Source organism: Aquirufa antheringensis (assembly GCF_023921165.1).
Lineage (GTDB): Bacteria > Bacteroidota > Bacteroidia > Cytophagales > Spirosomataceae > Aquirufa > Aquirufa antheringensis.
On sequence record NZ_CP049835.1, the window covers coordinates 581307 to 604449 of the forward strand.

Below are 23143 nucleotides of genomic sequence, written 5' to 3' on the forward strand. Positions count from 1 at the left end.
CTTTTCAAACCTCAAATATACGTGTTTTTTATTTCATGCGCGACGTATTCGGCGATTTTGCACGTATCAATTTCTTGGTATTTTTCGGTATTTAATTCTGCTAATAATACTTCTAAAACACGTCGGTGGTCGATTAATTTAGCCGGGTGAGGTTTGTGTGCCAAAGTCCGGTAAATCGAATCCCACCTCTTCCTAATTGACTGTAGTTCTGGGTCGAAATAAGTCGAAACAAATCGCTCCCAAATATAATCCTGCGCCTGCTGGTTCGGATGGATCATATCTGCCTCATAGAAGCGGTAATCACGCAATTCGTCCAGCATAATTTCGTAGGCTGGAAAGTAGTGGACATTCTCGAATTGTTTAGAAATAATGTCCGCTGCTACGCGCAAAGTAGATTTAGAAACCTGATTCTCCTGCATACCGTCTTTGGTATGGCGAACAGGTGAGACTGTTAAAACGACTTGCGTCGTAGATGGGAGAGTGGAGAGTAGAGAGCAAAAATGGGAAACTATCTCATCCACCGTTGATAATCGTTTTTCGAAACGATCTGAAGGCATCTTGTGGCAGTTAGCCACCGTTTTATTTAGATGTTTGTCGAAATAACTAAATGATGTTCCCCAGGTGAGGATTAAAAAGTCTGCTGAGGTCTTAAAATCCACGACCTCCGTTGCCACTGATCGAATATCTTCTACTAAGTCTGCTGAGGAATTCGAAGTAAACACCGAATGGTAATCTGGGTGCAAAAAATACCCTCCGTGTTCATACAGATCTTCCGAAACCTCTCCCGATAAAGCCCTAGTAATCGCAAAAGGATGGAATAAGGTGCCAAAAGGCTGCGTCATTACCTCCAGCGGCAATTTACTCAAACGCGATCCCATCGAGGCTGCAAAACAAGAACCCATCGCCAGCACCCTACTCCTGTGATTCAAGAGTGAAGGTGCTGGTGGAATGGGAAATGTCGTGGTTAATTGCATTATTTTACAGAAGTTGCCCAAGTGTTCATTTTGGTTTCCAAAACGTCTAAAGGCATATTTCCATCTTTCAATAGTTCGTCGTGGAAATCCGATAACTTGAATTTAGAGCCCATTTCTTTCGTCAAGCGCTCGCGAATCTCGCGGATTTTCAAGGCGCCGATTTTATAACTCAAAGCTTGTGCTGGAATCGCCATGTAACGTTCAATTTCAGCAATCGTACCTTCTTCGCTTAAAGGCTCGTTATCCATCATGTATTTGATGGCTTCTTCACGGGTCATGTTTTTCGAGTGCATTCCGGCGTCGACCACAAGTCTGATGGCGCGGTGCATTTCATCGCCTAAGGCGCCCATGTATTGGTATGGATCCGTGTAAAGACCTAATTCCTTGCCTAGACTTTCGGTATATAATGCCCAGCCCTCTGCATAAGCAGAGTTGCCTCCGAATCGGCGGAACTTAGGCAAATCAGCATTTTCTTGTTGCAAGCTGATTTGGTAATGGTGGCCTGGGATCGCTTCATGCAAGAATAAACTTTCCATTCCGGAGGTGAAATTGAATTTTTTAGCGTCCAAAATAGGTACATAAAAGATCCCTGGACGTGTTCCATCCTCTGATCCTTGGAAGTATTCTGCAGACGCAGAGGCGGCGCGGAAAGCTTCGGTTTGTCGAATTTCAAAAGGCGTTTTAGGTACGCGACCAAACATCGTCTTTAATGACGGTTCCATCTTCTTATGAATGGCATGGAATGCGGCTAAAACCTCTGCTGGTGTCTTGTAGGGGTAGAATTTCGGGTCAGTCTTCATGTGTGTGAAGAATTCCGCTAACGTTCCTTTGAAGCCCACCGCGTTTTTCGTTTTCTCCATTTCGGTACGAATACGCTTTACTTCGCTTAACCCAGTTTGGTAGATTTCGTCTGCTGGTTTGTCTGTAGTAGTTAAGACACGAATTAAGTATTGGTAGTACGCTGCACCATTTTTCAAGGCACTAATTCCCGTGCTAGTACGCGCCTTCGGCAAATATTCGTCCTGTAAAAAAGTAGCTAAACGAGCATAAGCCGGAAGAATTTCGTTTTGAATCGCCGCCGTGTATTCGGCTGTAAAACGCTTTTTGTCTGCTGCTGAGAAAGAGGCAGGGAATTGCTTCAAAGGACCATAGAAAGTGGATTCCTTGATGTCTTTCACCGCGAAAGAGGTTAATTGAGGGATTATTTTGACGACCAAAGCCTTTGGCAACATATAATCCTCCTTCATTCCTCTACGGAAATAAACAATCGAAGAATCTAAATAGGCCACGCCTTTTTTCATTCGCTTCGCCCAGTTTTCATAATCCTTAACGGTCTTGAATGGCTGCATTACCTGGCCAGAGCCTAATTGCGCGAAAGTCAAGTGGAACCCATAGAATTGGTTCAATGGGGTCAAATTGTCTGGATAAGTCAATCCCTCCAAACCTAATTTGATGTCACGCGTCAATAAATCATAGGTGATTTGATCGTTCGCATTCAAATCATCCCGATGTAAGGCTGATAAAGAATTGTGGTATTTCTCTAAAACGGATTTCACTAGTGCGCGGTGGCTATCGGTGAAATCGATGTTTAATTGGTCATTGTAGCGGTTATCACCGTTCGCAGTGGCTGCTCCGGGATTGAGTTTTAATTGCTCTTCATAGTAGTCTCCTACTATTTTAGCTAATTCGGTAGAGGGTTGATCTGACTTTTTACAAGAAAAAAAAGACAAAAGAAGGCATAAATAGAGGAGTTTTTTCATCGTTTATTTGCTGATTTTAGGGGCAATTTACGTAAATTGGTCTTTGCATTTATACCTAAGTTAAGAATTTATACATTAAATAAGTACTATGTCAGGATTGGGAGCGGAGCGCGCACGATTGCAATTGCGAAACGATAATAAAGGGTGGAAAAAATGGGGGCCTTATTTGACGGAGCGTCAATGGGGAACAGTGAGAGAGGATTATTCCGCCCATGGAAATGCCTGGGGGACGATAACCCACGATATGGCGCGTTCGAAAGCCTACCGTTGGGGAGAAGAGGGGATAGGGGGTATATCAGATAATAAACAACACGTTTGTTTTGCGTTTGCCTTTTGGAACCACCGAGATCATATTTTAAAAGAGCGATTTTTCGGGTTAACAGGAGCGGAATCGAATCACGGGGAGGATGTTAAAGAATTATACTATTACCAAGATTCGACGCCTACGCATTCCTACCAAAAAATGCTGTACAAGTATCCGCAGCACACATTTCCCTACCAAAAACTGATTGATGAATCTAAAAAGCGAAATCGTCAGGAGCCGGAGTACGAGCTTTTGGATACGGGGATTTTTGATAATAATGAATACTTCGATATTTCGATCGAATATGCGAAAGCGGACGAACAAGATATTTTGATTAAAGTAACCGTAGAAAACCGCTCGAAAGTGGCGGCGCCTATCACGGTTTTGCCTACCATTTGGTACCGAAATACGTGGTGCTGGGGTTACGAGAAATACAATTACAAACCACTGCTAACGGGGGTGGGAAATTCATTTATTGAAGTCGATCACCGCGTGGTAGGGCGTTTTAAATTGTATGCAGAGGATGCGGATGAATTCCTTTTCTGTGATAATGAGACGAATTTTCAGCGTTTGCACCACTCGGATAACCTCTCGCATTTTACGAAAGATGGGATTAACGATTACATCGTAAACAAACAAAAACACGCCGTTAACCCGAACCACATTGGGACGAAGGCCTCGGTAAAATACACAGACAAGATTCCGGCAGGAGGAAAGAAAGTGTATCGCCTGCGTTTGAGTAATGTGACACAGCGCGAGCCATTCGCGGATTTTGATCAAGTTTTCGAAGATCGCATCATCGATGCGGATCAATTCTATGCGGAATTGCAGAAAGGAATTGAGGATGATAATTTACGTTCTCTGCAGCGCCAAGCCTATGCTGGGATGCTGTGGACGAAACAATGGTATTATTATAATGTATTCGAGTGGATTAAAGGTGATCCATCAATGCCGAAGCCAGATGCGAGCCGGAAAAATGGTCGAAATAGCACCTGGAGGCACATGTATGCGGCGAACATTTTGTCCATGCCGGATAAATGGGAGTACCCGTGGTTTGCGGCTTGGGATTTAGCGTTCCATACTTTGCCTTTGGCCAGATTAGATCCTGATTTTGCCAAAAGACAGCTAGCCGTTATCCTCCGCGAATATTACATGCACCCGAACGGCCAAATCCCGGCCTACGAATGGTCCTTCTCCGACGTCAATCCGCCGGTACACGCCTGGGCAACCTGGAAGGTCTACGAGATCGATAAGGAAATGAATGGAGGAAAAGGGGACGTCATCTTTTTAGAGCGTATTTTCCACAAACTATTATTGAATTTCACTTGGTGGGTGAACTTGAAAGATGAGGGAGGGAATAACATTTTTGGGGGAGGATTCCTTGGAATGGATAATATCGGGGTGTTCGACCGTTCCGCTGAATTACCTACAGGGGGCCACCTAGAGCAGGCCGATGGAACGGGTTGGATGGCGATGTATAGCTTAAATATGCTACGTATTGCCTGCGAGATTGCACTAGAGAATCCGGTCTACCAAGATATGGCCTCGAAATTCTTCGAACACTTCTTGCACATTGCCGGGGCGATGCAATCGATCGGTGGAGATAAGTTGAATCTTTGGGACGAAGACGATCAGTTCTATTATGACATGTTGCATAAAGAGGATGGGTCGGCAGAGTTATTAAAGGTGCGTTCCATGGTGGGCTTGATTCCTCTTTTTGCCGTGGAAACCTTGACTTCAGAGATGCTGGAAAAATTACCGGCCTTTAAACGCCGCGTGGAATGGGTATTAAATAACCGTCCAGACTTAGCCAACTTGATTTCACGTTGGTACGAACCGGGTAAAGGGGAGACACGTTTACTGTCGATCTTGCGTGGTCACCGGATGAAGATGATTATGAAAAGGATGTTCGATGAGACGGAATTCTTATCTGATTTTGGCATTCGTTCCTTGTCTAAATTCCACAAAGAGAATCCCTATAAATTTGCCTATGAGGGAGGTACGCTGCAAGTTGATTATACGCCTGCAGAGTCTACGGGCGATATGTTTGGCGGAAATTCGAACTGGCGTGGGCCCATCTGGTTCCCGATGAACTACTTGATTTTGGACTCCTTATCGAAGTTCTCTGACTATTATGGTTCAGACTACGAGGTAGAATTCCCAACGAATTCGGGTGAAATGATGAATATCAAAGACGCAGCGCGTGGGGTTTCTGAGCGTTTGTTAGCGATGTTTGTGCCGGATAAAGACGGGAAAACACCGATGTATGGCGAATACGATAAATTCCAAGATCCTCATTTTAAAGATTCACATCTCTTCTTCGAATATTTCGACGGAGATACTGGAAAAGGATTAGGCGCGAACCACCAAACCGGTTGGACAGGCTTAATCTCCGAAATAATCAGACAATTACATGGCAAAAACTAGTCCAGAAGAGAATTTTGCGGCCTTAGGCCTGACACTTCCACCAGCTCCTAAACCTTTAGGCGTATACAAACCGGGTTTACAGATAGATCATTTCTACTATGTTTCAGGCCATGGCACGGTGCAGACGGATGGTTCTTTGATAATCGGTCGGATCGGAAAAGACTTAGATATCGAAGAAGGCAAATTAGCGGCGCGCCAGGTGGGTTTAGCGATTTTGGCCACCTTAAAAGCGCAGTTAGGCTCTTTAAATCGAATCAAACGCGTCATCAAAGTATTAGGTATGGTCAATGCCACAGACGATTTCTTGCGTCATCCGTACGTCATCAACGGATGTAGCGAATTATTCGCCCAGGTGTGGGGAGAAGAAAATGGCATAGGCGTTCGGTCCGCGGTGGGAATGGGAACATTGCCCGATAATATTCCGGTAGAAATCGAAGCTGTTTTTGAACTAAACGACTAAGCAGATATCTCTAGCATGGCTTTCAAGGCCTTGTAGGCTGGAATGCGCGTTGCTTCTGGTAAATTGATTTCAGGCAGTTCGTAATACAAGGCGTTATATAATTTCTCCAGCGTATTCATCTTCATATACGGACATTCGCTGCAAGCGCAGGTGTTTTGCTCGTTAGCCGGAGCAGGAATCAAGTGCTTGTGCGGAACCGATTGCTTCATCTTGTGTAAGATGCCCGCCTCGGTAGCTACGATGAAAGTCGAATTAGGCGACGTTTCCACGAATTTCAACAGGGCCGTCGTCGAGCCCACATAATCCGCTTCTTTCAAGATCACTTCCTTGCATTCTGGGTGCGCGATTAACAACGCATCTGGGTATTCTTGCTTTAGTACCGCTAATTTCTCTAAAGAGATATCGATATGCACCATGCAAGCGCCTTCCCAAAGGATCAACTCGCGTCCCGTCTTGTGAGCCACATATCGGCCTAAGTTTGCGTCAGGGGCGAAGATGATTTCACGATCTGCTGGAATTGATTCAACGATTTGCACCGCATTCGAAGAAGTACAAATGATGTCTGTCATCGCCTTGATATCGGCAGAGCAGTTGATATAAGAAACCACCACAGCATTCGGGTGCTTGGCTTTTAAAGCGGCAAATTCAGCCACTGGCACAGAATCTGCTAGTGAACAACCTGCGTTGAAGTCTGGTACCACCACTTTTTTCGTGGGATTTAAGATTTTCGCCGTCTCGCCCATGAAATGAACACCACAGAAGACGATTAAATCCGCCTCTGTTTTCTCAGCTGCCTGAGATAAACCTAAGCTATCGCCTACGTAATCCGCTAGTTCTTGGATTTCACCATCCACATAGTAGTGTGCCAAAATCACCGCATTTTTCTCCTTCTTTAGTCGTTGGATTTCGGTGATGAGTTCGACTCCTTTAGGGGTAGAACGGGCAATGTAGCCCACTGAGGTTGCTTCTTCCTGTAAATTCATTTCGCTTTTAGGCTTAAATCTAAACTCTTTACTTGGTGGGTTAATGCCCCCACGGAAATATAATCGACACCCGTTTCGCCATAGGCGCGGAGTGTTTTTTCTGTAATTCCACCAGAAGCCTCGGTAATGAAGCGTCCGTTAATTTTGCGAATCGCATCGCGGAGGCGATCGGGTGTAAAATTGTCTAGCATGATGCGCTTTACCCCACCTATCGCAAGTACTTCGTCTAATTCTGTTTCATTTCTGACCTCAATCATGACTTCAATGGGCTTCGTTAAGGTCTTAGCATAGCTGAATGCTTTTTCCAAAGCCTGCTTAATCCCACCCGCAAAGTCCACGTGATTATCTTTTATTAAGATCATATCGAATAAGCCATACCGGTGATTAACCGCTCCACCTATCTTACAGGCCCATTTTTCTGCCAAACGGAAGTTAGGAGTTGTCTTTCTCGTATCTAACAATTTCGCGCGTGTGCCATCTAGGATGTTAACTAAAGAGCGTGTGTAAGTCGCAATCCCGGACATTCGTTGCATGCAATTCAATACTAAACGCTCCGCTTTCAATATCGATTGGGAGGATCCACTGACCTCTAAAACTACTTGTCCTGGTTCGATCCAGGTTCCATCCGGAATGAATACCTTCACTTGTAATGCAGGATCTAATTCCTTGAAAATAGCGACAGAAAGTTCTACTCCAGCCAAAACTCCCCGGTCCTTTACTTTTAGTTCCGCCGTTCCTTTCGCATCCGCTGGGACCGTAGAAAGCGAGGTATGGTCGCCGTCACCCACATCTTCCCGAAGGGCCGATTGGATGAATGCTTGAACGTAGGAAGGGTCTTCGTAGTTGAACATGCGTCTATTTTACGCCCCAAAATTACGAAAATTACCCGGAGAATTGATTTCTAAGAAAAATATCCTATTTTTGCTCTCTACAATGCAAAAGAAGGTTAAAATATCCCATCTTATTCTGTTTATCCCGGTGCTTTTTTGGCTCGTGGCTAAGCCTATTTCGCTGTTCGCAGTAGAAACAGGTGCAGTAAAGACGGAGAAGACTTCTAAGCAAACTATTGTCAAGGCGGAACAGCACGTTTATCAATCTGCTACCACTCTACAACTCGATTTTCCTCAAGATTGGAACTTCAGCAGCCCTACCGAAATCTTCGTTGCGCGCTCGATGCAAGCCATTAAATTGCCTGCATTCACTCATCGCACGCAATTCTTACGGATTTTATTTACCCAATTTATAGCCACTCTGGCGCCGTGAGAAAACAGTAATCAGTAGTCAGTAATCAGTAAGCCAGTAAACAGTAGTCAGTAGACTGTGCTGAGGAACCATCTACCGCTCACCATTTACCATTCACAATTTTTCATTTACCATTAACCATTTAAGTTATGCGTTACAAAAGTGCCATTATTTGGCTGTCTACGATTATTTCAGCCTTATGTATTTTCTTCCTTTCGTTTACGTGGAAGTCTAATCAATTAAAAGAACAAGCTATCAAGTATGCTACGACAGCAGATGGCAAAGTAGATGCAGCGAAGCGTTTACATTTCATTGATTCCCTTTGGAAACAACCTGTATATATCGGATATACGTTACAAGAAGTAACTCAATATGCTTTACAAAAAGGTCTTGACTTAGAAGGTGGTTTGCACGCGGTATTAGAGGTTTCTCCAGCAGAAATCTTACGTGCGTTATCAGGTAAGTCAAACGATCCAGCATTCGAGAAAGCCTTAGCAGCGGCAGGTGCGGCGCAAGCGACTTCGACGAAATCGTTTAACGAATTGTTCTACGAAGAATTCGCGAAGGCAGCTCCTAACCAAACTTTGGCATCCGTATTCGCTAATTCAGTGAACCGCGGTAAAATCTCATCTACTTCAACTGATTCACAAGTTCAGAAAGTAATCGATGCAGAAATCGACGGTGCGGTAGATCGCGTTTACAAGATCATCCAAGCGCGTATCGATAAATTCGGTGTAGCTAACCCGAACATCCAACGTCTTCCAGGTACTAACCGTATCCAGGTTGAATTACCAGGTGTAGAGAATCCAGAGCGTGCACGTAAATTATTATCAGGTGCAGCGAAATTAGAATTCGTAGAGTGCTATGAATTGAACGAATATGCCGGAGGCTTAAATGCGTTAGGTGCTTTATTAGATAGAGAAGCGAAAGCTCCAGTAGCAACTGCACCAGCGGCGGCTCCGGCGACGAAGGATACGGCGGCTAATGCTTTGGCAAACAAATTAGCAGCAGCTCCTGCGACGAAGGATTCTGGAAAAGCAAAAGCAGATACGTCTGCAGGTTCCGCTTTAACGAAATTATTCTTGCCTTTAGGAAACAACATCGGTGTGTATGTTAAGGATACAGCTCGTGTGAACGCTTTGTTCGCTCGCGCTGAAGTGAAAGCGATGTTCCCTGCGAACTTAACGTTTGCTTGGGCAGCGAAAGGAATTCCAGCTAAGAATGGCGATGAGATCCTTTCTTTAGAGGCTTTGAAAAAAGCAGAAGGTCAATCAGCTCCATTAGAGGGTGATGTGATCACGGATGCAGCACAAGATTTTGATCAAGCAGGTCGTGCGGAAGTGACGATGGCGATGAATGGAACGGGTGCTCGTATTTGGAAAAACTTGACAGGTGCGAACATCGGACGTCGTATTGCGATCGTTTTAGATGGTTATGTATATTCTGCACCAGTCATTAACGGTGAAATTCCAGGTGGTCGTTCTTCGATCTCAGGAAGCTTTACAGTAGAAGAGGCAAAAGATTTAGCGAACGTCTTGAAAGCAGGTAAATTACCAGCTCCTACGCGTATTGTGGAAGATGCGTTCATTGGTCCCTCTTTAGGTGCTGAGGCGATTAATCAAGGATATATGTCTATGGGCTTAGGTTTATTATTAGTAATCGTATTCATGATTGGTTACTATGGTGCTCCAGGTTGGATGGCAAACTTAGCCTTGTTGTTTAACGTCTTCTTTATCGCAGGTGTTTTAGTTCAAATCCAAGCAGCTTTAACGCTTCCAGGTATCGCAGGTATCGTGTTAACATTAGGTATGGCGGTCGATGCGAACGTATTGATCAACGAGCGTATCCGCGAGGAATTACATAAAGGAAAAGGCTTGTTAGATGCGATTAACATTGGTTACGAGAAAGCGTTAAGTGCGATTTTAGATGGTAACATCACGACGGTATTGATCGGTGTGATCTTAATTATTTTCGGTTCCGGTTCTGTAAAAGGTTTCGGAGTAACGCTTTGTATCGGTCTAGTGACGTCTGTCTTTACAGCGGTGTATATCTCTCATATCTTAGTGGATTGGATGGCGAAACGTGCGATCAAAGCAGGTAAGGAGAAAGAAATGACATTCGAAACATTCATCTCGCGTGATCTTTTCAAAGGAATGAACTTCGATTTCATCGGAAAGCGTAAGTATTCGTATTGGTTCTCTTGGGCTTTAATCGCTGCAGGTGCTATCGTGTTATTTATGCAAGGTGGTTTCAACCTAGGTGTGGATTTCAAAGGTGGTCGTTCATACGTAGTTGAGTTCAATCAAGCGGTACCGACAGACAAAGTGAAAGAAGCATTAGCGGATGATTTTGGTGGAAAAGGTGTGGAGGTGAAAACCTTTAACGGTCCTACGAAATTAAAAGTGACGACGTCTTACTTAGTGGAAGATGAGTCAATCACCGCTAATAATACGGTTCGTACGGCATTAGACAATGGATTGAAAGAATTTGCGGCTCAAGGTCCTAAGGTAGTTTCTACTTCCAAAGTAGGAGCAACCGTAGCTGATGATATTTTGACACAATCATTCGTGTCAATCTTCTACGCCTTGATCGCGATCTTTATCTACATCTTGATCCGTTTCCGTAAATGGCAATATTCATTAGGTGGTATTGTAGCCTTAGTTCACGATACGTTAGTGGTATTAGGCATGGTAGGTATCGTTCGTTTGTTTGGCTTCGAATTAGAAATCGACCAAGTATTTATCGCGGCGGTATTAACGGTGATTGGTTATTCGATTAATGATACCGTGGTAGTATTTGACCGTATCCGTGAGGAGATTGGTTTAGATGCTGACTTAGGTAACAAAGAATTGATGATCAAAACGATCAACGAATCAATTAACCACACGATGTCTCGTACAGTGATGACTGCGACTACGGTATTCCTAGTTGTGACGGTATTGTTGATCTTCGGTGGCGACGTGTTAAGAGGTTTCTCTTTCGCGATGTTTATCGGGGTTGTGTTTGGTGCTTATTCGTCTATTTTCGTGGCAGCACCGATTGTGATTGACTTCGGAACTTCGAAGAAAGTAAAGAAATAATTTATTCTGCTGGTTGCTCGAAAGGGTGACCAGCATTTTTTTTGTATTTCATCCTAAAAACTAGAATTATGAATAACAGTATTTGGAGAAAAAAACCGATGCACATGTTTGAGCAAGACATGCAAAAAAGTGAGCTCAAGCGCGTATTAGGGAAATGGAGTTTAACGGCTATCGGTATCGGTGCGATTATTGGTGGTGGTGTTTTCGTATTAACAGGAACGGCAGCGCATTATCACGCGGGTCCTGCTTTAGCTTTATCATTCGTGATTGCAGGGATTGGCTGTATTTTCGCGGCACTTTGTTATGCAGAGTTTGCGGCGATGTTACCGGTAGAAGGTAGCGCCTATGCCTATGCTTACGGAACGGTAGGTGAATTATTTGCTTGGATTATTGGTTGGGGATTGATCCTCGAATATGCGATGGGTGCGATGACGGTCGCCGTGAGTTGGTCTGGATACTTTAATAAACTCCTCCATCTCTTTGGACTACATTTGCCTGAAAATTTAACAAATGACCCAGTTACTTTTGGTGGAGCTGCGGTGAATTTACCAGCTTTAATCATCGTTTGGTTTGTGACTTGGATTCTTGTTAAAGGGATTAAAGAAGCAGCTAGCGCGAACAACTTAATCGTTGTCTTGAAAGTGGCTGTGATCTTATTTGTGATTATCATGGGAGCGTTCTACATCGATGTAGCGAACTGGACTCCATTTATCCCAGAAGAGACTTTAGTAGAGCACGAAAGTGGTGAAATGCTTCCTGCGTATGGCTGGGGTGGTATCATCTCAGGTGCTTCAGCGATCTTCTTTGCCTATATTGGTTTTGATGCCGTTTCTACGCAAGCTGGTGAGGCAATCAACCCGAAGAAAGATATGCCTTTCGCTATTATCGCGTCTTTATTGATTTGTACGGTATTGTATATCGCGGTTTCATTAGTGTTAACCGGGATGATGAATTACAAAGATATCACGGGCGATGCCTTGAAAGCTCCAGTAGCTTTTGCTTTTGATCAAGCGGGTCAACCTTGGGCTGTGTTTATCATTACAGCGGCAGCGACAGCGGGTTTATTATCCGTTATGTTGGTGATGATGTTAGGTCAAACACGTGTGTTCTTAGGTATGGCGAAAGATGGTTTATTGCCAAAATTCTTCGCAGAAGTTCACCCGACTTTCAAAACACCTTATAAGTCAACGATCTTAGTAGGTGCGGTGGTTTCTTTAGTGGCAGGTTTTACACCGATTTCTTTATTAGGTGATATGACTAGCTTCGGTACTTTATTCGCCTTCACGATGGTTTGTTTAGCAGTATGGATTCTTCGTTTCAGAGATCCAAACCGTGACCGTCCATTTAAAGTGTCTGGCTTAAATATCATTGCTCCACTAGGGATCTTAGTGAACACGTTTTTAATCTTGAACTTAGGCCGCACAGCGCAAATCTTTGCAATTGCGTGGTTATTGTTCGGATTAGTGGTTTACTTCTTATACGGTAGACCAAGATCATTATTGAATACGAGAGAGTAATTCTTTCAAAGAGAAGGAGCCGGGGCGAAAGCCCCGGCTTTTTTTTGCCCTTTTAATTCCCCCATTTTTGGCGTATTTTTGCACCTTGATTTTTTAATAAAGAACGAATGAGTCAGATAGTAACTGAAATTGCGAAACGTAGAACCTTTGGGATTATTTCTCACCCCGATGCTGGTAAAACCACATTGACGGAGAAATTGCTTCTCTTCGGGGGAGCGATCCAAACAGCCGGTGCCGTAAAATCGAACAAGATTAAGAAAGGCGCCACGTCTGACTTTATGGAGATCGAACGTCAGCGTGGTATCTCGGTCGCGACTTCCGTGATGACCTTCGAGTACAATCAATTAAAAATCAATATCCTGGATACGCCGGGTCACAAGGACTTCGCAGAAGACACCTACCGGACCTTAACGGCAGTGGATTCCGTGATCTTAGTCATTGACTGCGTGAAGGGTGTGGAGGAACAAACGGAGCGTCTGATGGAGGTTTGCCGCATGCGCAAGACTCCCGTGATCATCTTCATTAATAAGATGGACCGCGAAGGCCAAAACCCGTTCGATCTTTTGGACGAATTAGAACAAAAATTAGGCATCTCTGTGCGCCCGTTGACTTGGCCGATTAATATGGGCCAAAACTTCAAAGGCGTATACAACCTCATGGAAAAATCGCTGAATTTGTTCTCAGCGAATAAGACCAAAATTGAAAAAGAAGTCGTCGCTGTCGACATCGATTCCGCTGATTTAGACACCCGCGTGGGAGAACGTGACGCGAATCAATTGCGCGAAGATGTCGAGCTAATTGACGGCGTTTACGAACCCTTCGATCGCAATGATTACCTGTCAGGTGATATCGCCCCTGTGTTCTTTGGCTCTGCTGTGAATAACTTCGGCGTTCAAGAACTTTTAGATACGTTTACCCGCATCGCACCTTCTACGCAAGCGCGTGGAACGGATGTACGTACGGTGGAACCAGAGGAAAAGAAATTCACTGGATTTATCTTCAAAATCCACGCGAACTTAGACCCAAAACACCGCGACAGAATCGCTTTCTTACGTATCTGTTCCGGTACTTTTAAACGCAATACCTTTTACCAACACATCCGTTTAAAGAAGAATGTTCGTTTTGCGAACCCCTACAACTTTATGGCTCAAGACAAAGAGGTCATCGAAGAAGGTTTTCCAGGCGACGTAGTAGGTCTTTATGATACAGGTAACTTCAAAATTGGCGATACACTCACCGAAGGCGAAGTATTGAACTACCAAGGCATTCCATCCTTCTCCCCAGAAATCTTTAAGGAGTTGATTAACCTCGATCCGATGAAAGCTAAACAGCTCGAAAAAGGCATCGACCAATTAACCGACGAGGGAGTTGCCCAATTATTCTTGCAACCCCAATTAGGTAACCGCAAAATCGTAGGAACGGTAGGTGAACTTCAATATGAAGTAATCCAATACCGCCTAGAACACGAATACGGCGCCAAGTGTCGCTTCGACGGCATGTCTGTAACAAAAGCCTGCTGGATCACTTCAGAAGATCCCAAAAAGCTGCAAGAATTCGTCCGCTTAAAGGGCCAAAACATCGCCCAAGACAAAGACGGCAATTATGTCTTCTTAGCCGAATCAGATTGGATTCTACGCATGAATCAGACGAACAATCCGGAGATTGAATTCCACTTTACGAGTGAGTTTAAATTAGCATAAAAAAAGGCCTCAGATATGAGGCCTTTTTTTATGCTATTAGATTATAGATTGTAGAGTAGAGAGTATAGATTAAAGCATAGAGCATAAAGCACAAAGAATAAAGAAGGTTGTTGCTTCGCAACGATTTATAAAATGTATTTTTCTGAAACATAAAAAAGGGGCTGAACATCAGCAAGAAGCTCTCTCCGAAGGAGATTCCACCATTATTCTTTGTGCTTTATTCTTTGTGCTTTCAATTTTATTTCAAACTCCTTGCTGGCTAAAGCAAGTCTTGCTAATATTTGCTCAGTTGTTAAATCTTTCATCTCAAGGCTGATTTTTGTTTTAATACGACGAAAAGTTTTCACTGAATCAAATCCTTCCTTTACTTGTAATTCCTTTTTCATAAGATTTCCCTTGGGGATTTAATTGGAATTTTAACGTAACCATAAGCTGAATTTACGTCATTATAGCCGGTAATTCTATCTGAGTTTACAATATGTTTAAAGTTCCAGCTCAAGAGTGCATCTACATTGTTTATTGTAGCAGTCGCGATATGAATGCAGTCATCTAAACTTGTATAGCCCACAACTTTGTGCTTAATATAATGACCTGCTAATTCGAGGCATTCCGGAGTTACTAAAATTTTCTGTTTGAATTCTAGTGGTATTTTTTCTACTAATTTACTTATTCGACTAGGGGCTAGAATTAATTCTTGTTCACATAAACTAGAGTAGATGCACAAAATTTCACCTTCTAATACGAGATCAAAAATTTGCATCGTTTCTTTTGAAAATTCAGGATCAAAAAAACCGCCAAATACGGAAGTGTCAAAATAATATCGCTGAATCATTTGAGGAATTAAATGTTCAGCAATGAAATCAAATTTTAATCGATGGGAATAGATTTAACTGATAATCTAGTTCAAATATCAATTTTATTATAAAATAGAAACCGTTAAAACATAAAGCACAAAGAATAAAGTTCGAATCTCCTGCGGAGATGATTGTTAGATTGTAGATTAGAGAGAATAGAGTATAGATTTAAAATCTACCATCTCTACTCTATAATCTATGCTCTATTCTCTCTAATCTCTTACCTACACTAACCCTAAATCCCCCTGAATAACCCCCACCTTCTTCTGCAATTCCGCATACACAGTAAAGAAGTCTGCCGCAGAAGCTAAAGGAGCATTCACGGAAACATAGAACTTGATTTTAGGTTCCGTACCCGATGGACGTGCGGATACTTTGGAACCGTCCGCTAAGATTAATTGAATCACGTTAGAAGCCTCGATGCCTAAGCCTACTTTGATAGGTGTTGTTTCGCCTGTCAATAAGTCGGTTGAAACTAATCCTTCGTAGTCCAAAACGCGAACTGGCTTCGAACCTGCCACGGTGGCTGGGACGTTCGAGCGTAAGTTGATCATCATTTGTTTGATCTCCTCGGCGCCGGCTTTTCCTTTTTTGGTCAATGAAATAAGGCCCTCGTAGTAGAAATTGTTTTCTACGTACATCTCAGCTAGGAAGTCGAAGAGCGATTTGCCCTGATCTTTCGCGTAAGCCGTTAATTCTGCGATCATCGCGCAAGAGGCCACCGCGTCTTTATCACGCACAGCATCGCCGATTAAATAGCCGTAGGACTCTTCTCCGCCGCCCAGGAACTTTTCTTTTCCTTCTAATTCGCGGATGACTTGGGCGATGTATTTGAAACCGGTTAAGGTATTATAGCAAGGCACGCCTTTAGAGGCGCACATTTTGTCGATTAAATCGGTCGTTACGATGGTTTTCGCGGCGAACTCGTTGCCCTTTAAATCCGATACTTTTAACAAGTAATACAGGATTAGGCTGGCCATTTGGTTCCCGTTTAACAGGGCCCATTCGCCGTCTGGGCTTTTCACAGCGGCTCCTACGCGGTCTGCGTCGGGGTCTGTGGCGATGACGAGGTCGGCATCGATTTCTTTGGCCTTATTTAATGCCAAAGTCAAGGCTTCCTTCTCCTCCGGATTCGGATAAATCACCGTAGGGAAGTTTCCGTTCGGAATCGCTTGCTCTTCTACGACCGTCACCGCTTCGAATCCTAATAGGGCCAAAGCTGGTGGAACTAACGTAATCCCCGTTCCGTGAATAGGGGAGAAGACGATTTTAAGGTCTTTTTGGCGCTTGATCACTTCCGGCTGGCGGCAGTTAACTAAAATAGTTTGTAAGTAGGCTTCGTCTATAGCGCCATCTAACAGGTGCAATAAGGCATCGTTTCCTTCGAATTTAATGTCGGTAATGCTGGTAATCGCGTTCACCTCTTTCACGATGTTCTTATCGTGTGGAGCTACTACCTGTGATCCATCTGACCAATAGGCCTTGTAGCCGTTGTATTCTTTCGGGTTGTGCGACGCCGTGATTACTAATCCTGCTTGGCAGCCTAAATGGCGCACCGTGAAGGAAAGCTGTGGTGTGGGACGCAAAGCCGGGAATAAGTAGACTTCGATGCCATTAGCGGTGAAAATATCCGCAGCGATGCGCGTGAATTCTGGTGAATTATTGCGGGAATCGTGCGCGATGGCAACTTTGATTTTTTGGCCAGGTAAAGACGCATTCAAGTAGTTTGCAAAGCCTTGTGTGGCAGCGCCTACCGTGTATTTGTTCATTCGATTCGAGCCTACGCCCATTTCGCCGCGCATTCCACCTGTCCCAAATTCCAGGGATTTGTAGAATGAGTCCGTCAATGTCGTCTGGTCGCCTTTCGCGATCAAATCTTGGATGGTTGCCTTGGTTTCAGCGTCGTAAGGGCCTGAAAGCCATTGGTCAATTGTTTGTTGCGTGGTCGAATCTAAGGTCATATTATGCGGAAATTGTGCCAGTGAACACTTGTTTCGCTGGGCCGATCAAGAAAATATTGGTAAAACCGGTGATAGCATCGCCGTCGAAATTGACCGCTAATTCACCACCTAGGGTTTTGATTTTAATAGGAGTTTGTACGTTTTTAAACGTTTTGGCCACTAAAGCCGCCGCCGTCACGCCCGTACCACACGAATAGGTCTCATCTTCCACGCCGCGTTCGTAGGTGCGGACGAAGAGCGTTTGGTCATCCAATTTTTCAACGAAGTTTGCATTCGTCCCATTCATAGGCTGGTATGCCTCGGAGTAGCGGATCGCTGCACCGGTATTTTTGACATCATAAAACTGCACCTGATTCGTAAAACGCACGAAATGGGGCGAACCCGTATTCGTAAAATAGTCATCATTGTGCTGCTCGATGCCCGGAACATCCATCATTTGCAAGGCGATGGTCTCTGGTGTAATATAGGCCAAATGGGGTCCATCTACCGCGATAAAGTGTGCTTTCTCGGTCACGATGCCTAAATCTGCCGCAAAGCGAACTAAACAGCGACCACCATTACCACACATCGTGCCCTCGGTTCCATCGGAATTATAATAAACCATTCGGAAATCATAGCCCTCAGCCTCTTGCAAGAGCATAAAGCCATCAGCCCCTATCCCAAAACGGCGGTGGCAAAGCAACGCAATCGCCTCTTGATCTAGGCCAAAAGTCTTAGCGCGGTCATCGACCACCACAAAATCATTTCCAGTTCCTTGGTATTTGTAAAAATGCATAAGGCAATTTAAGAAATTTGGCTTAAATATCGCTCCTTAATTATCCTAAGGTGGTGTTTTTCATGGCCAGCAATCATCCAAGCTAATGCTCGCGCACTGATCGATTTACCGTTTGCCTGGCCCATTTGGTTCCATTGCTTGCTGGAAAATGAGTTCAATAAAACTAAGGACGCGACACGGGTAGCCTTGTATTGTGCTAAAATATCCATCGCTTCCTGCGTTTCGTATTCTGATGCCGCCTGGTATTCATTTTCGTCAAATCCTGGTAAGGCTGTTTTTTCGCCTCTGGATAGGGCCAAAACTCGGTATGAAAAGATTCTTTCCGTATCAACCATATGTCCTAATAAACCTTTCAGGCTCCACTTTCCTGCTGCATAGGCGAACTCTGCTTGACCTTTAGGTAAATTATCATACAAGTCGATGATTTCTTTGGACTGATTTTTCAATACCTCGAATAAATTTTCTTCTTTCTCAAAACTCAGATATTCAGCGAAATACGGAGCATTCGGGTATTCATAGCTAGCAGGTAAATGCATATTTTCTTATTTTTTTACCCAAAGGTATTGTTTCAAAGCAGAAAATCCCTAATTTTGTGCCACCAATTACAAGACGGTCCGGTAGTTCAGTTGGTTAGAATACATGCCTGTCACGCATGGGGTCGCGGGTTCGAGTCCCGTCCGGACCGCCAACTACAAATTAAGTCTCTGATTTTCAGGGACTTTTTTTATGCCCGGTGCTAAATCGGGTGCCATAAATAAATTCTATTTTTATTTAAAGTAAATATTCCTTCACTTTAAGACTCCTGATTAAATATACTTTGTAACATTATTCATAGTATTTGTCTATTTTTCATAAGTATATTTAGGAAGGATTCCCCAATTTTATTGAATGAAGACTTTTATTAATTCGCTTCTTTTAGCTTTTATTATTCTGATTGCTAATTCATGTTCCTTCAAAAAAGAATACAAATACCGTATTGTTTTTTTACAATGCTGTCACGATGATTGGCGAAATGTGATGAATAGTGAAATGAGAAGGGAGTTGGCATTTCATCCAGATATTAAGTTTGAAATCATTGAATCGTATAGTGACACTAAAAAGCAATTAGAACAGATTAAGGAAATTGATAAGCAAAAAATTGACTTATTAATTATTTCTCCCAACGAATCCAAGTCCTTTTCCACTGCTATCGATGAAATATATAAGTCGGGGATTCCAGTAATTTATGTTGATCGAAAAACTAATTCCGAACAATATTCTGCTTTCATTGGAGCAGATAACTATGAAATAGGAAAAACGGCAGGCAAGTTTATCGCTAGTCAGTTTAAAGGTCGAGGGAATGTCATTGAATTAGAATTGGAAATGACCTCTTCACCTGCCATCGAAAGAAATCGTGGATTTAATGAGGCTATTAACCTTTATCCCGAACTGAATAAAGTGGCGACTCTCGAAGTCAAAAATATCGAATTAGACATAAATAAGAAATTAGCAGGTATATTAAAAAATCACCCTGAAACGAATATTATTTTCGCGCACACTGATTTTTTAGCATTATCTGCCTATCGGACGGCCCAAAAATTAGGGAAAGCAAAAGACTTATTCTTTGTTGGAATTGATGCAATTCCAGTGATAAATGGTATGCAATTGGTTAAAAATGGTACATTAAATGCCACTTTATTGTATCCTACGGGTGGCGCTGAGGTAATCCAAACCGCTGTTAAAATTCTAAATAAACAGGCCTATAATAAAGAAACGAAGCTTTTGACAAATGTGATAACATCGGATAATGTCAATATTATGTTATCCCAAATCCAGAAAATAAAAGAACAACAAGTTGAAATTGAGCGGGAAACATTAAAAATTAATGATTTGAATAAAACCTACTCAACCCAAGGAAACCTTTTATATTTTATAACTGCTTTGCTTACGGTTATGGTTGTTTTAGGGGTTTTTCTATATTTTCTTTTAGATGAAAAACAGCAGTCTAATCGAATTTTAGAAGAGCAGAATTTGGCAATTCTCGAACAAAAAAATGAAATAGAAAAAGTGTCTCTTTTAGCAAAAAAAGCAACAGAAGACAAAATGAGGTTTTACTCCTATATTTCACATGAATTCAAAACACCTTTGAGCCTGATCCTTACTCCGACCGAGGATTTGTTGCAAAGAAAAAGTACCGACTTAAAGGAAATGCAATCAACTCTAAAATTGATCAATAAAAATGCCTATCGCCTATTACGCCTCGTTGATCAATTTTTAGAGATGAGAAAGTTGGATGCCGGGAAAATGGAATTGGAAATTGGGCAAAATGATTTAGTTGCTTTCATCAAAGATATAGTACAAGATTTTAATTTAAAGGCAAAACAAAAACAGATTGATCTTCAATTTATTAGTCCTTTTAAAGAGATTCAATTTGGATTTGATCCTGAAAAATTAGATAAGGTCTTATTCAATCTCATTTCTAATGCTTTCAAATACACACCAGATGGGGGTTTGATTCACGTGTCAATTTTAAGAAATATAGATAAAATTGAAATAAACATTGCCGATAATGGGGTCGGTATGACCCCCGAAGAAAAAGCTAATGCTTTTGATTTGTTTTACAGAGGAAACAAAAACATTTCTTTAGGAACGGGTTTAGGCTTGGCTCTTTCACAAGAGTTTGTTGCCTTGCATAAGGGAGAAATCACGATAAATTCAGAAAAAGGCAAAGGGACCACCTTCAGAATTGTACTTCCTATCATGGAGATAAAGTCCCTTTTGTTAGAAAATCCAGTAATAGTTTCTTCTAAGAATATCACTGAATTTGAGGAGGATAGTGCTCTGATGATAGAAAATAATACGCAACTCACGTTTGAGAATACGATAATCTTGATTGAAGACAATCATGATTTGAACCAATTTCTAACCCGAAAATTAGGAAAAAACTATACAGTAGTTGCTACGGATAACGCAGAAGATGGTTGGCAAGAAATTTTAACCTGTATTCCTGACTTGATTATTTGTGATGTGATGTTGCCCGGTATGGATGGCTTCGCTTTGACAGAGAGGGTAAAATCTGATTTCAGAACCTCTCACATTCCGGTAATTTTATTGACTGCTAAAAGTCAAATTGAAAGTCAAATTGAAGGGACAAAAGCTGGGGCTGATGATTATATTTTAAAACCGTTCAACCAGCAATTATTAGAGGAAAAATTGAAAGGTTTGGTTGAAAATCGAGAACGTATGAGACGCAGATTCTCAACTGAAGTTATTCATCCCAATCAAGTTCAGAAAGGAGAAAGAAGATTTTTAATTGAATTTGAAGCATTAATCGAAAAGAATATTCAAGACAGTTCACTATCAGTCGAGAAATTAAGTCAAGAGTTAGGAATGTCCAGAGTTCAGTTATTTAGAAAAATATCAGCCTTGACAAACCGAAATGTGGCGGATTACATTGCTGATTATAAATTGCGAAAAGCAAAGATTCTCTTAAATGATCATGAAAAAAACATTTCCGAGATTGCTTACGAGTTAGGCTTCAGTACCCCAAGTTATTTTACGACCTTCTTCAAACAAAAGACAGATAAGACGCCAAGTGATTGGCGGAATAGTTAAATGTATCAATTTTGGTATTTCGTGTTACAATCCTTGTATTATGAGATTGATCTCTCTTTAAATATTATATAAAGTGCTGATAATAAAGTACTTAAAAATTCTTACAGAACTGTAAGTATTTGAAAGAATTCTAATATCCTACCCTAAAGTATTGCTCTAATTTTGATTCATTAAAAACGTAACAAGTTTGTAATGAATCAAAATATTAAAATATTTTTCTGGTCGCTCTCAGCTTCTTTGGGCGGTTTTCTTTTTGGCTTCGATACGGCCGTAATTTCTGGTGTTGAACAAACACTTCAAAAACTTTGGGAACTCAATTCCTTAGAACACGGAGTGACCGTTTCCATTGCTTTAATAGGTACTGTTGTAGGCTCTCTAATTGGTGGTATTCTTGCCGATAAATTTGGCAGAAAAAAATCGCTTTTCATTATCGGCATTCTTTATTTGCTTTCTTCTTTAGGTACCGCTTATGCTTTCGATTGGTCGGTATTTTTAATATTCAGATTTATGGGCGGTCTAGGAGTTGGTGTTTCATCGGTCGTTGCTCCCTTGTATATATCCGAAATCGCTCCAGCTCACAAGCGCGGACGTTTGGTAGCGATGTTTCAGTTCAATATCGTTTTAGGGATTTTAATGGCCTACCTGTCAAATTACTTTTTATCTGGTATAGGTGAAAATGAGTGGCGTTGGATGTTAGGTGTACAAGCCTTCCCTTCGCTTATTTTTACCATTACGGTTATGTTAATTCCTGAAAGCCCACGCTGGTTGATTCTTCAAAGAGGAGATGTTTCCACCGCACGAACTATTCTTCATTCTATTGACAAAGATGCTGCTGAGCAGATCATCGTCTCAATCCAGAAAAATACCATTACAGAGAAAGTAGTTTTGTTCCAAAAAGCCTATAGTCGGCCAATCTTGTTAGCAGTATTATTTGCGGTATTTAACCAAGTTTCTGGTATCAATGCAATTATATATTTCGCTCCCCGCATTTTTGAAATGGGAGGTATTGGTAAAGATTCAGCTTTATTGTCTTCGGCGGGAATTGGGCTAATGAACCTCATTTCTACATTGTTAGGTATTTCGATGATTGATCATTTTGGACGTCGAACCTTAATGAAGGTGGGCTCCGTCGGACTTATTCTTACACTTATTTTGGTTTCTCAGGCATTATTTAGCCAACAAATGAGTTTAAATGTTCCTTTTTATCTTTTCGCGTATATCTCTTTCTTTGGTTTCTCTCAAGGAGCAGTTATTTGGGTGTTTATCTCGGAAATCTTTCCTAATGAAGTCCGAGCTAATGGACAAGCCTTAGGCAGTTTTACACATTGGCTAATGGCGAGTTTCATCACTTTTACCTTCCCTTATTTTGCTGAAACCTTTGGGGGTGGCATCGTCTTTGCCTTTTTTGCTTCTATGATGGTTTTACAATTGCTTTTTGTATGGAAACTCATGCCTGAAACTAAAGGAAAATCACTTGAGAACATGGATAATATAATAATTACGCACTAGAAA

17 protein-coding genes and 1 tRNA gene are annotated in these 23143 nt (G+C 42.2%); 9 read left to right on the forward strand and 9 right to left on the reverse strand.

The genetic code is table 11. The features are described from left to right. Positions 1 to 11: 11 nt before the first annotated feature. Both G9X63_RS02725 and G9X63_RS02730 read right to left on the reverse strand, forming a co-directional pair. The gene (locus G9X63_RS02725) at positions 12 to 974 is read right to left on the reverse strand and encodes a GSCFA domain-containing protein (RefSeq protein WP_252624030.1); all 963 of its coding nucleotides are present in this window, start codon (positions 972 to 974) and stop codon (positions 12 to 14) included. Next, complete coding sequence (locus G9X63_RS02730; RefSeq protein WP_252624032.1) at positions 974 to 2734, reverse strand: DUF885 domain-containing protein; 1761 nt, start codon at positions 2732 to 2734, stop codon at positions 974 to 976. The genes G9X63_RS02725 and G9X63_RS02730 overlap by 1 nt, the downstream gene beginning before the upstream one ends. A gap of 88 nt (positions 2735 to 2822) precedes the next feature. Here G9X63_RS02730 and G9X63_RS02735 point away from each other — a divergent pair, with 88 nt between their 5' ends. Continuing rightward, positions 2823 to 5465: an MGH1-like glycoside hydrolase domain-containing protein gene (locus G9X63_RS02735; RefSeq protein WP_252624034.1), complete on the forward strand. Its 2643-nt coding sequence runs from the start codon at positions 2823 to 2825 to the stop codon at positions 5463 to 5465. Continuing rightward, positions 5452 to 5925: a RidA family protein gene (locus tag G9X63_RS02740; RefSeq protein WP_252624036.1), complete on the forward strand. Its 474-nt coding sequence runs from the start codon at positions 5452 to 5454 to the stop codon at positions 5923 to 5925. Before G9X63_RS02735 ends, G9X63_RS02740 begins: the two co-directional genes overlap by 14 nt. On the opposite strand, the gene nadA is transcribed toward G9X63_RS02740, so the two are convergent. After that, complete coding sequence (gene nadA / locus G9X63_RS02745; RefSeq protein ID WP_252624038.1) at positions 5922 to 6908, reverse strand: quinolinate synthase NadA; 987 nt, start codon at positions 6906 to 6908, stop codon at positions 5922 to 5924. The genes G9X63_RS02740 and nadA overlap by 4 nt on opposite strands. After that, on the reverse strand, positions 6905 to 7759 hold the full coding sequence (nadC, locus tag G9X63_RS02750) for a carboxylating nicotinate-nucleotide diphosphorylase (RefSeq protein ID WP_252624041.1): 855 nt from the start codon (positions 7757 to 7759) through the stop codon (positions 6905 to 6907). Before nadC ends, nadA begins: the two co-directional genes overlap by 4 nt. 82 nt (positions 7760 to 7841) lie before the next feature. On the opposite strand from nadC, the gene G9X63_RS02755 reads away from it, so the two are divergent. From G9X63_RS02755 to G9X63_RS02770, 4 genes are all read left to right on the forward strand, one after another. After that, entirely contained in the window at positions 7842 to 8171 is a 330-nt protein-coding gene (locus G9X63_RS02755) for a hypothetical protein (protein ID WP_252624056.1), read from the forward strand. A gap of 128 nt (positions 8172 to 8299) precedes the next feature. Further along, entirely contained in the window at positions 8300 to 11230 is a 2931-nt protein-coding gene (gene secDF, locus G9X63_RS02760) for a protein translocase subunit SecDF (RefSeq protein ID WP_252624058.1), read from the forward strand. A 68-nt stretch (positions 11231 to 11298) separates the two neighbouring features. Further along, positions 11299 to 12747: an amino acid permease gene (locus G9X63_RS02765; protein ID WP_130895091.1), complete on the forward strand. Its 1449-nt coding sequence runs from the start codon at positions 11299 to 11301 to the stop codon at positions 12745 to 12747. Between the two features lie 107 nt (positions 12748 to 12854). Continuing rightward, on the forward strand, positions 12855 to 14447 hold the full coding sequence (locus tag G9X63_RS02770) for a peptide chain release factor 3 (RefSeq protein ID WP_252624060.1): 1593 nt from the start codon (positions 12855 to 12857) through the stop codon (positions 14445 to 14447). Between the two features lie 203 nt (positions 14448 to 14650). On the opposite strand, the gene G9X63_RS02775 is transcribed toward G9X63_RS02770, so the two are convergent. The 5 genes from G9X63_RS02775 to G9X63_RS02795 all read right to left on the reverse strand — a co-directional run bounded on the left by G9X63_RS02775 (position 14651) and on the right by G9X63_RS02795 (position 18573). Further along, positions 14651 to 14833 carry a hypothetical protein gene (locus G9X63_RS02775; protein ID WP_252624061.1) on the reverse strand — a complete coding sequence of 61 codons (183 nt, stop codon included), beginning with the start codon at positions 14831 to 14833 and terminating at the stop codon, positions 14651 to 14653. Continuing rightward, positions 14830 to 15279: a PIN domain-containing protein gene (locus G9X63_RS02780; RefSeq protein WP_252624062.1), complete on the reverse strand. Its 450-nt coding sequence runs from the start codon at positions 15277 to 15279 to the stop codon at positions 14830 to 14832. The genes G9X63_RS02775 and G9X63_RS02780 overlap by 4 nt, the downstream gene beginning before the upstream one ends. Positions 15280 to 15525: 246 nt before the next feature. Then, positions 15526 to 17262 carry a phospho-sugar mutase gene (locus tag G9X63_RS02785; protein ID WP_252624063.1) on the reverse strand — a complete coding sequence of 579 codons (1737 nt, stop codon included), beginning with the start codon at positions 17260 to 17262 and terminating at the stop codon, positions 15526 to 15528. A gap of 1 nt (position 17263) precedes the next feature. Then, complete coding sequence (gene dapF, locus G9X63_RS02790) at positions 17264 to 18037, reverse strand: diaminopimelate epimerase (protein ID WP_252624072.1); 774 nt, start codon at positions 18035 to 18037, stop codon at positions 17264 to 17266. Between the two features lie 8 nt (positions 18038 to 18045). Next, on the reverse strand, positions 18046 to 18573 hold the full coding sequence (locus tag G9X63_RS02795) for a DinB family protein (protein WP_252624074.1): 528 nt from the start codon (positions 18571 to 18573) through the stop codon (positions 18046 to 18048). Positions 18574 to 18648: 75 nt separating this feature from the next. On the opposite strand from G9X63_RS02795, the gene G9X63_RS02800 reads away from it, so the two are divergent. The 3 genes from G9X63_RS02800 to G9X63_RS02810 all read left to right on the forward strand — a co-directional run bounded on the left by G9X63_RS02800 (position 18649) and on the right by G9X63_RS02810 (position 23140). Beyond that, positions 18649 to 18725, forward strand: a tRNA-Asp gene (locus G9X63_RS02800). Positions 18726 to 18925: 200 nt separating this feature from the next. After that, a complete protein-coding gene (locus G9X63_RS02805; RefSeq protein ID WP_252624076.1) occupies positions 18926 to 21631 on the forward strand; it encodes a substrate-binding domain-containing protein in 2706 nt (901 codons plus the stop codon). A gap of 192 nt (positions 21632 to 21823) precedes the next feature. Beyond that, positions 21824 to 23140 carry a sugar porter family MFS transporter gene (locus G9X63_RS02810; protein WP_252624079.1) on the forward strand — a complete coding sequence of 439 codons (1317 nt, stop codon included), beginning with the start codon at positions 21824 to 21826 and terminating at the stop codon, positions 23138 to 23140. Positions 23141 to 23143 lie beyond the last annotated feature (3 nt).

What these genes read in the sequence shown, in the direction of transcription:
- G9X63_RS02735 (WP_252624034.1), top strand. Translation starts at nt 2,823, where the DNA reads ATGTCAGGATTGGGAGCGGAGCGCGCACGATTGCAATTGCGAAACGAT.
- G9X63_RS02775 (WP_252624061.1), bottom strand. Translation starts at nt 14,833, where the DNA reads ATGAAAAAGGAATTACAAGTAAAGGAAGGATTTGATTCAGTGAAAACT.
- G9X63_RS02740 (WP_252624036.1), top strand. Translation starts at nt 5,452, where the DNA reads ATGGCAAAAACTAGTCCAGAAGAGAATTTTGCGGCCTTAGGCCTGACA.
- dapF (WP_252624072.1), bottom strand. Translation starts at nt 18,037, where the DNA reads ATGCATTTTTACAAATACCAAGGAACTGGAAATGATTTTGTGGTGGTC.
- G9X63_RS02730 (WP_252624032.1), bottom strand. Translation starts at nt 2,734, where the DNA reads ATGAAAAAACTCCTCTATTTATGCCTTCTTTTGTCTTTTTTTTCTTGT.
- G9X63_RS02795 (WP_252624074.1), bottom strand. Translation starts at nt 18,573, where the DNA reads ATGCATTTACCTGCTAGCTATGAATACCCGAATGCTCCGTATTTCGCT.
- G9X63_RS02785 (WP_252624063.1), bottom strand. Translation starts at nt 17,262, where the DNA reads ATGACCTTAGATTCGACCACGCAACAAACAATTGACCAATGGCTTTCA.
- G9X63_RS02765 (WP_130895091.1), top strand. Translation starts at nt 11,299, where the DNA reads ATGAATAACAGTATTTGGAGAAAAAAACCGATGCACATGTTTGAGCAA.
- nadC (WP_252624041.1), bottom strand. Translation starts at nt 7,759, where the DNA reads ATGTTCAACTACGAAGACCCTTCCTACGTTCAAGCATTCATCCAATCG.
- G9X63_RS02725 (WP_252624030.1), bottom strand. Translation starts at nt 974, where the DNA reads ATGCAATTAACCACGACATTTCCCATTCCACCAGCACCTTCACTCTTG.
- G9X63_RS02770 (WP_252624060.1), top strand. Translation starts at nt 12,855, where the DNA reads ATGAGTCAGATAGTAACTGAAATTGCGAAACGTAGAACCTTTGGGATT.
- G9X63_RS02810 (WP_252624079.1), top strand. Translation starts at nt 21,824, where the DNA reads ATGAATCAAAATATTAAAATATTTTTCTGGTCGCTCTCAGCTTCTTTG.
- secDF (WP_252624058.1), top strand. Translation starts at nt 8,300, where the DNA reads ATGCGTTACAAAAGTGCCATTATTTGGCTGTCTACGATTATTTCAGCC.
- nadA (WP_252624038.1), bottom strand. Translation starts at nt 6,908, where the DNA reads ATGAATTTACAGGAAGAAGCAACCTCAGTGGGCTACATTGCCCGTTCT.
- G9X63_RS02805 (WP_252624076.1), top strand. Translation starts at nt 18,926, where the DNA reads ATGAAGACTTTTATTAATTCGCTTCTTTTAGCTTTTATTATTCTGATT.
- G9X63_RS02755 (WP_252624056.1), top strand. Translation starts at nt 7,842, where the DNA reads ATGCAAAAGAAGGTTAAAATATCCCATCTTATTCTGTTTATCCCGGTG.
- G9X63_RS02780 (WP_252624062.1), bottom strand. Translation starts at nt 15,279, where the DNA reads ATGATTCAGCGATATTATTTTGACACTTCCGTATTTGGCGGTTTTTTT.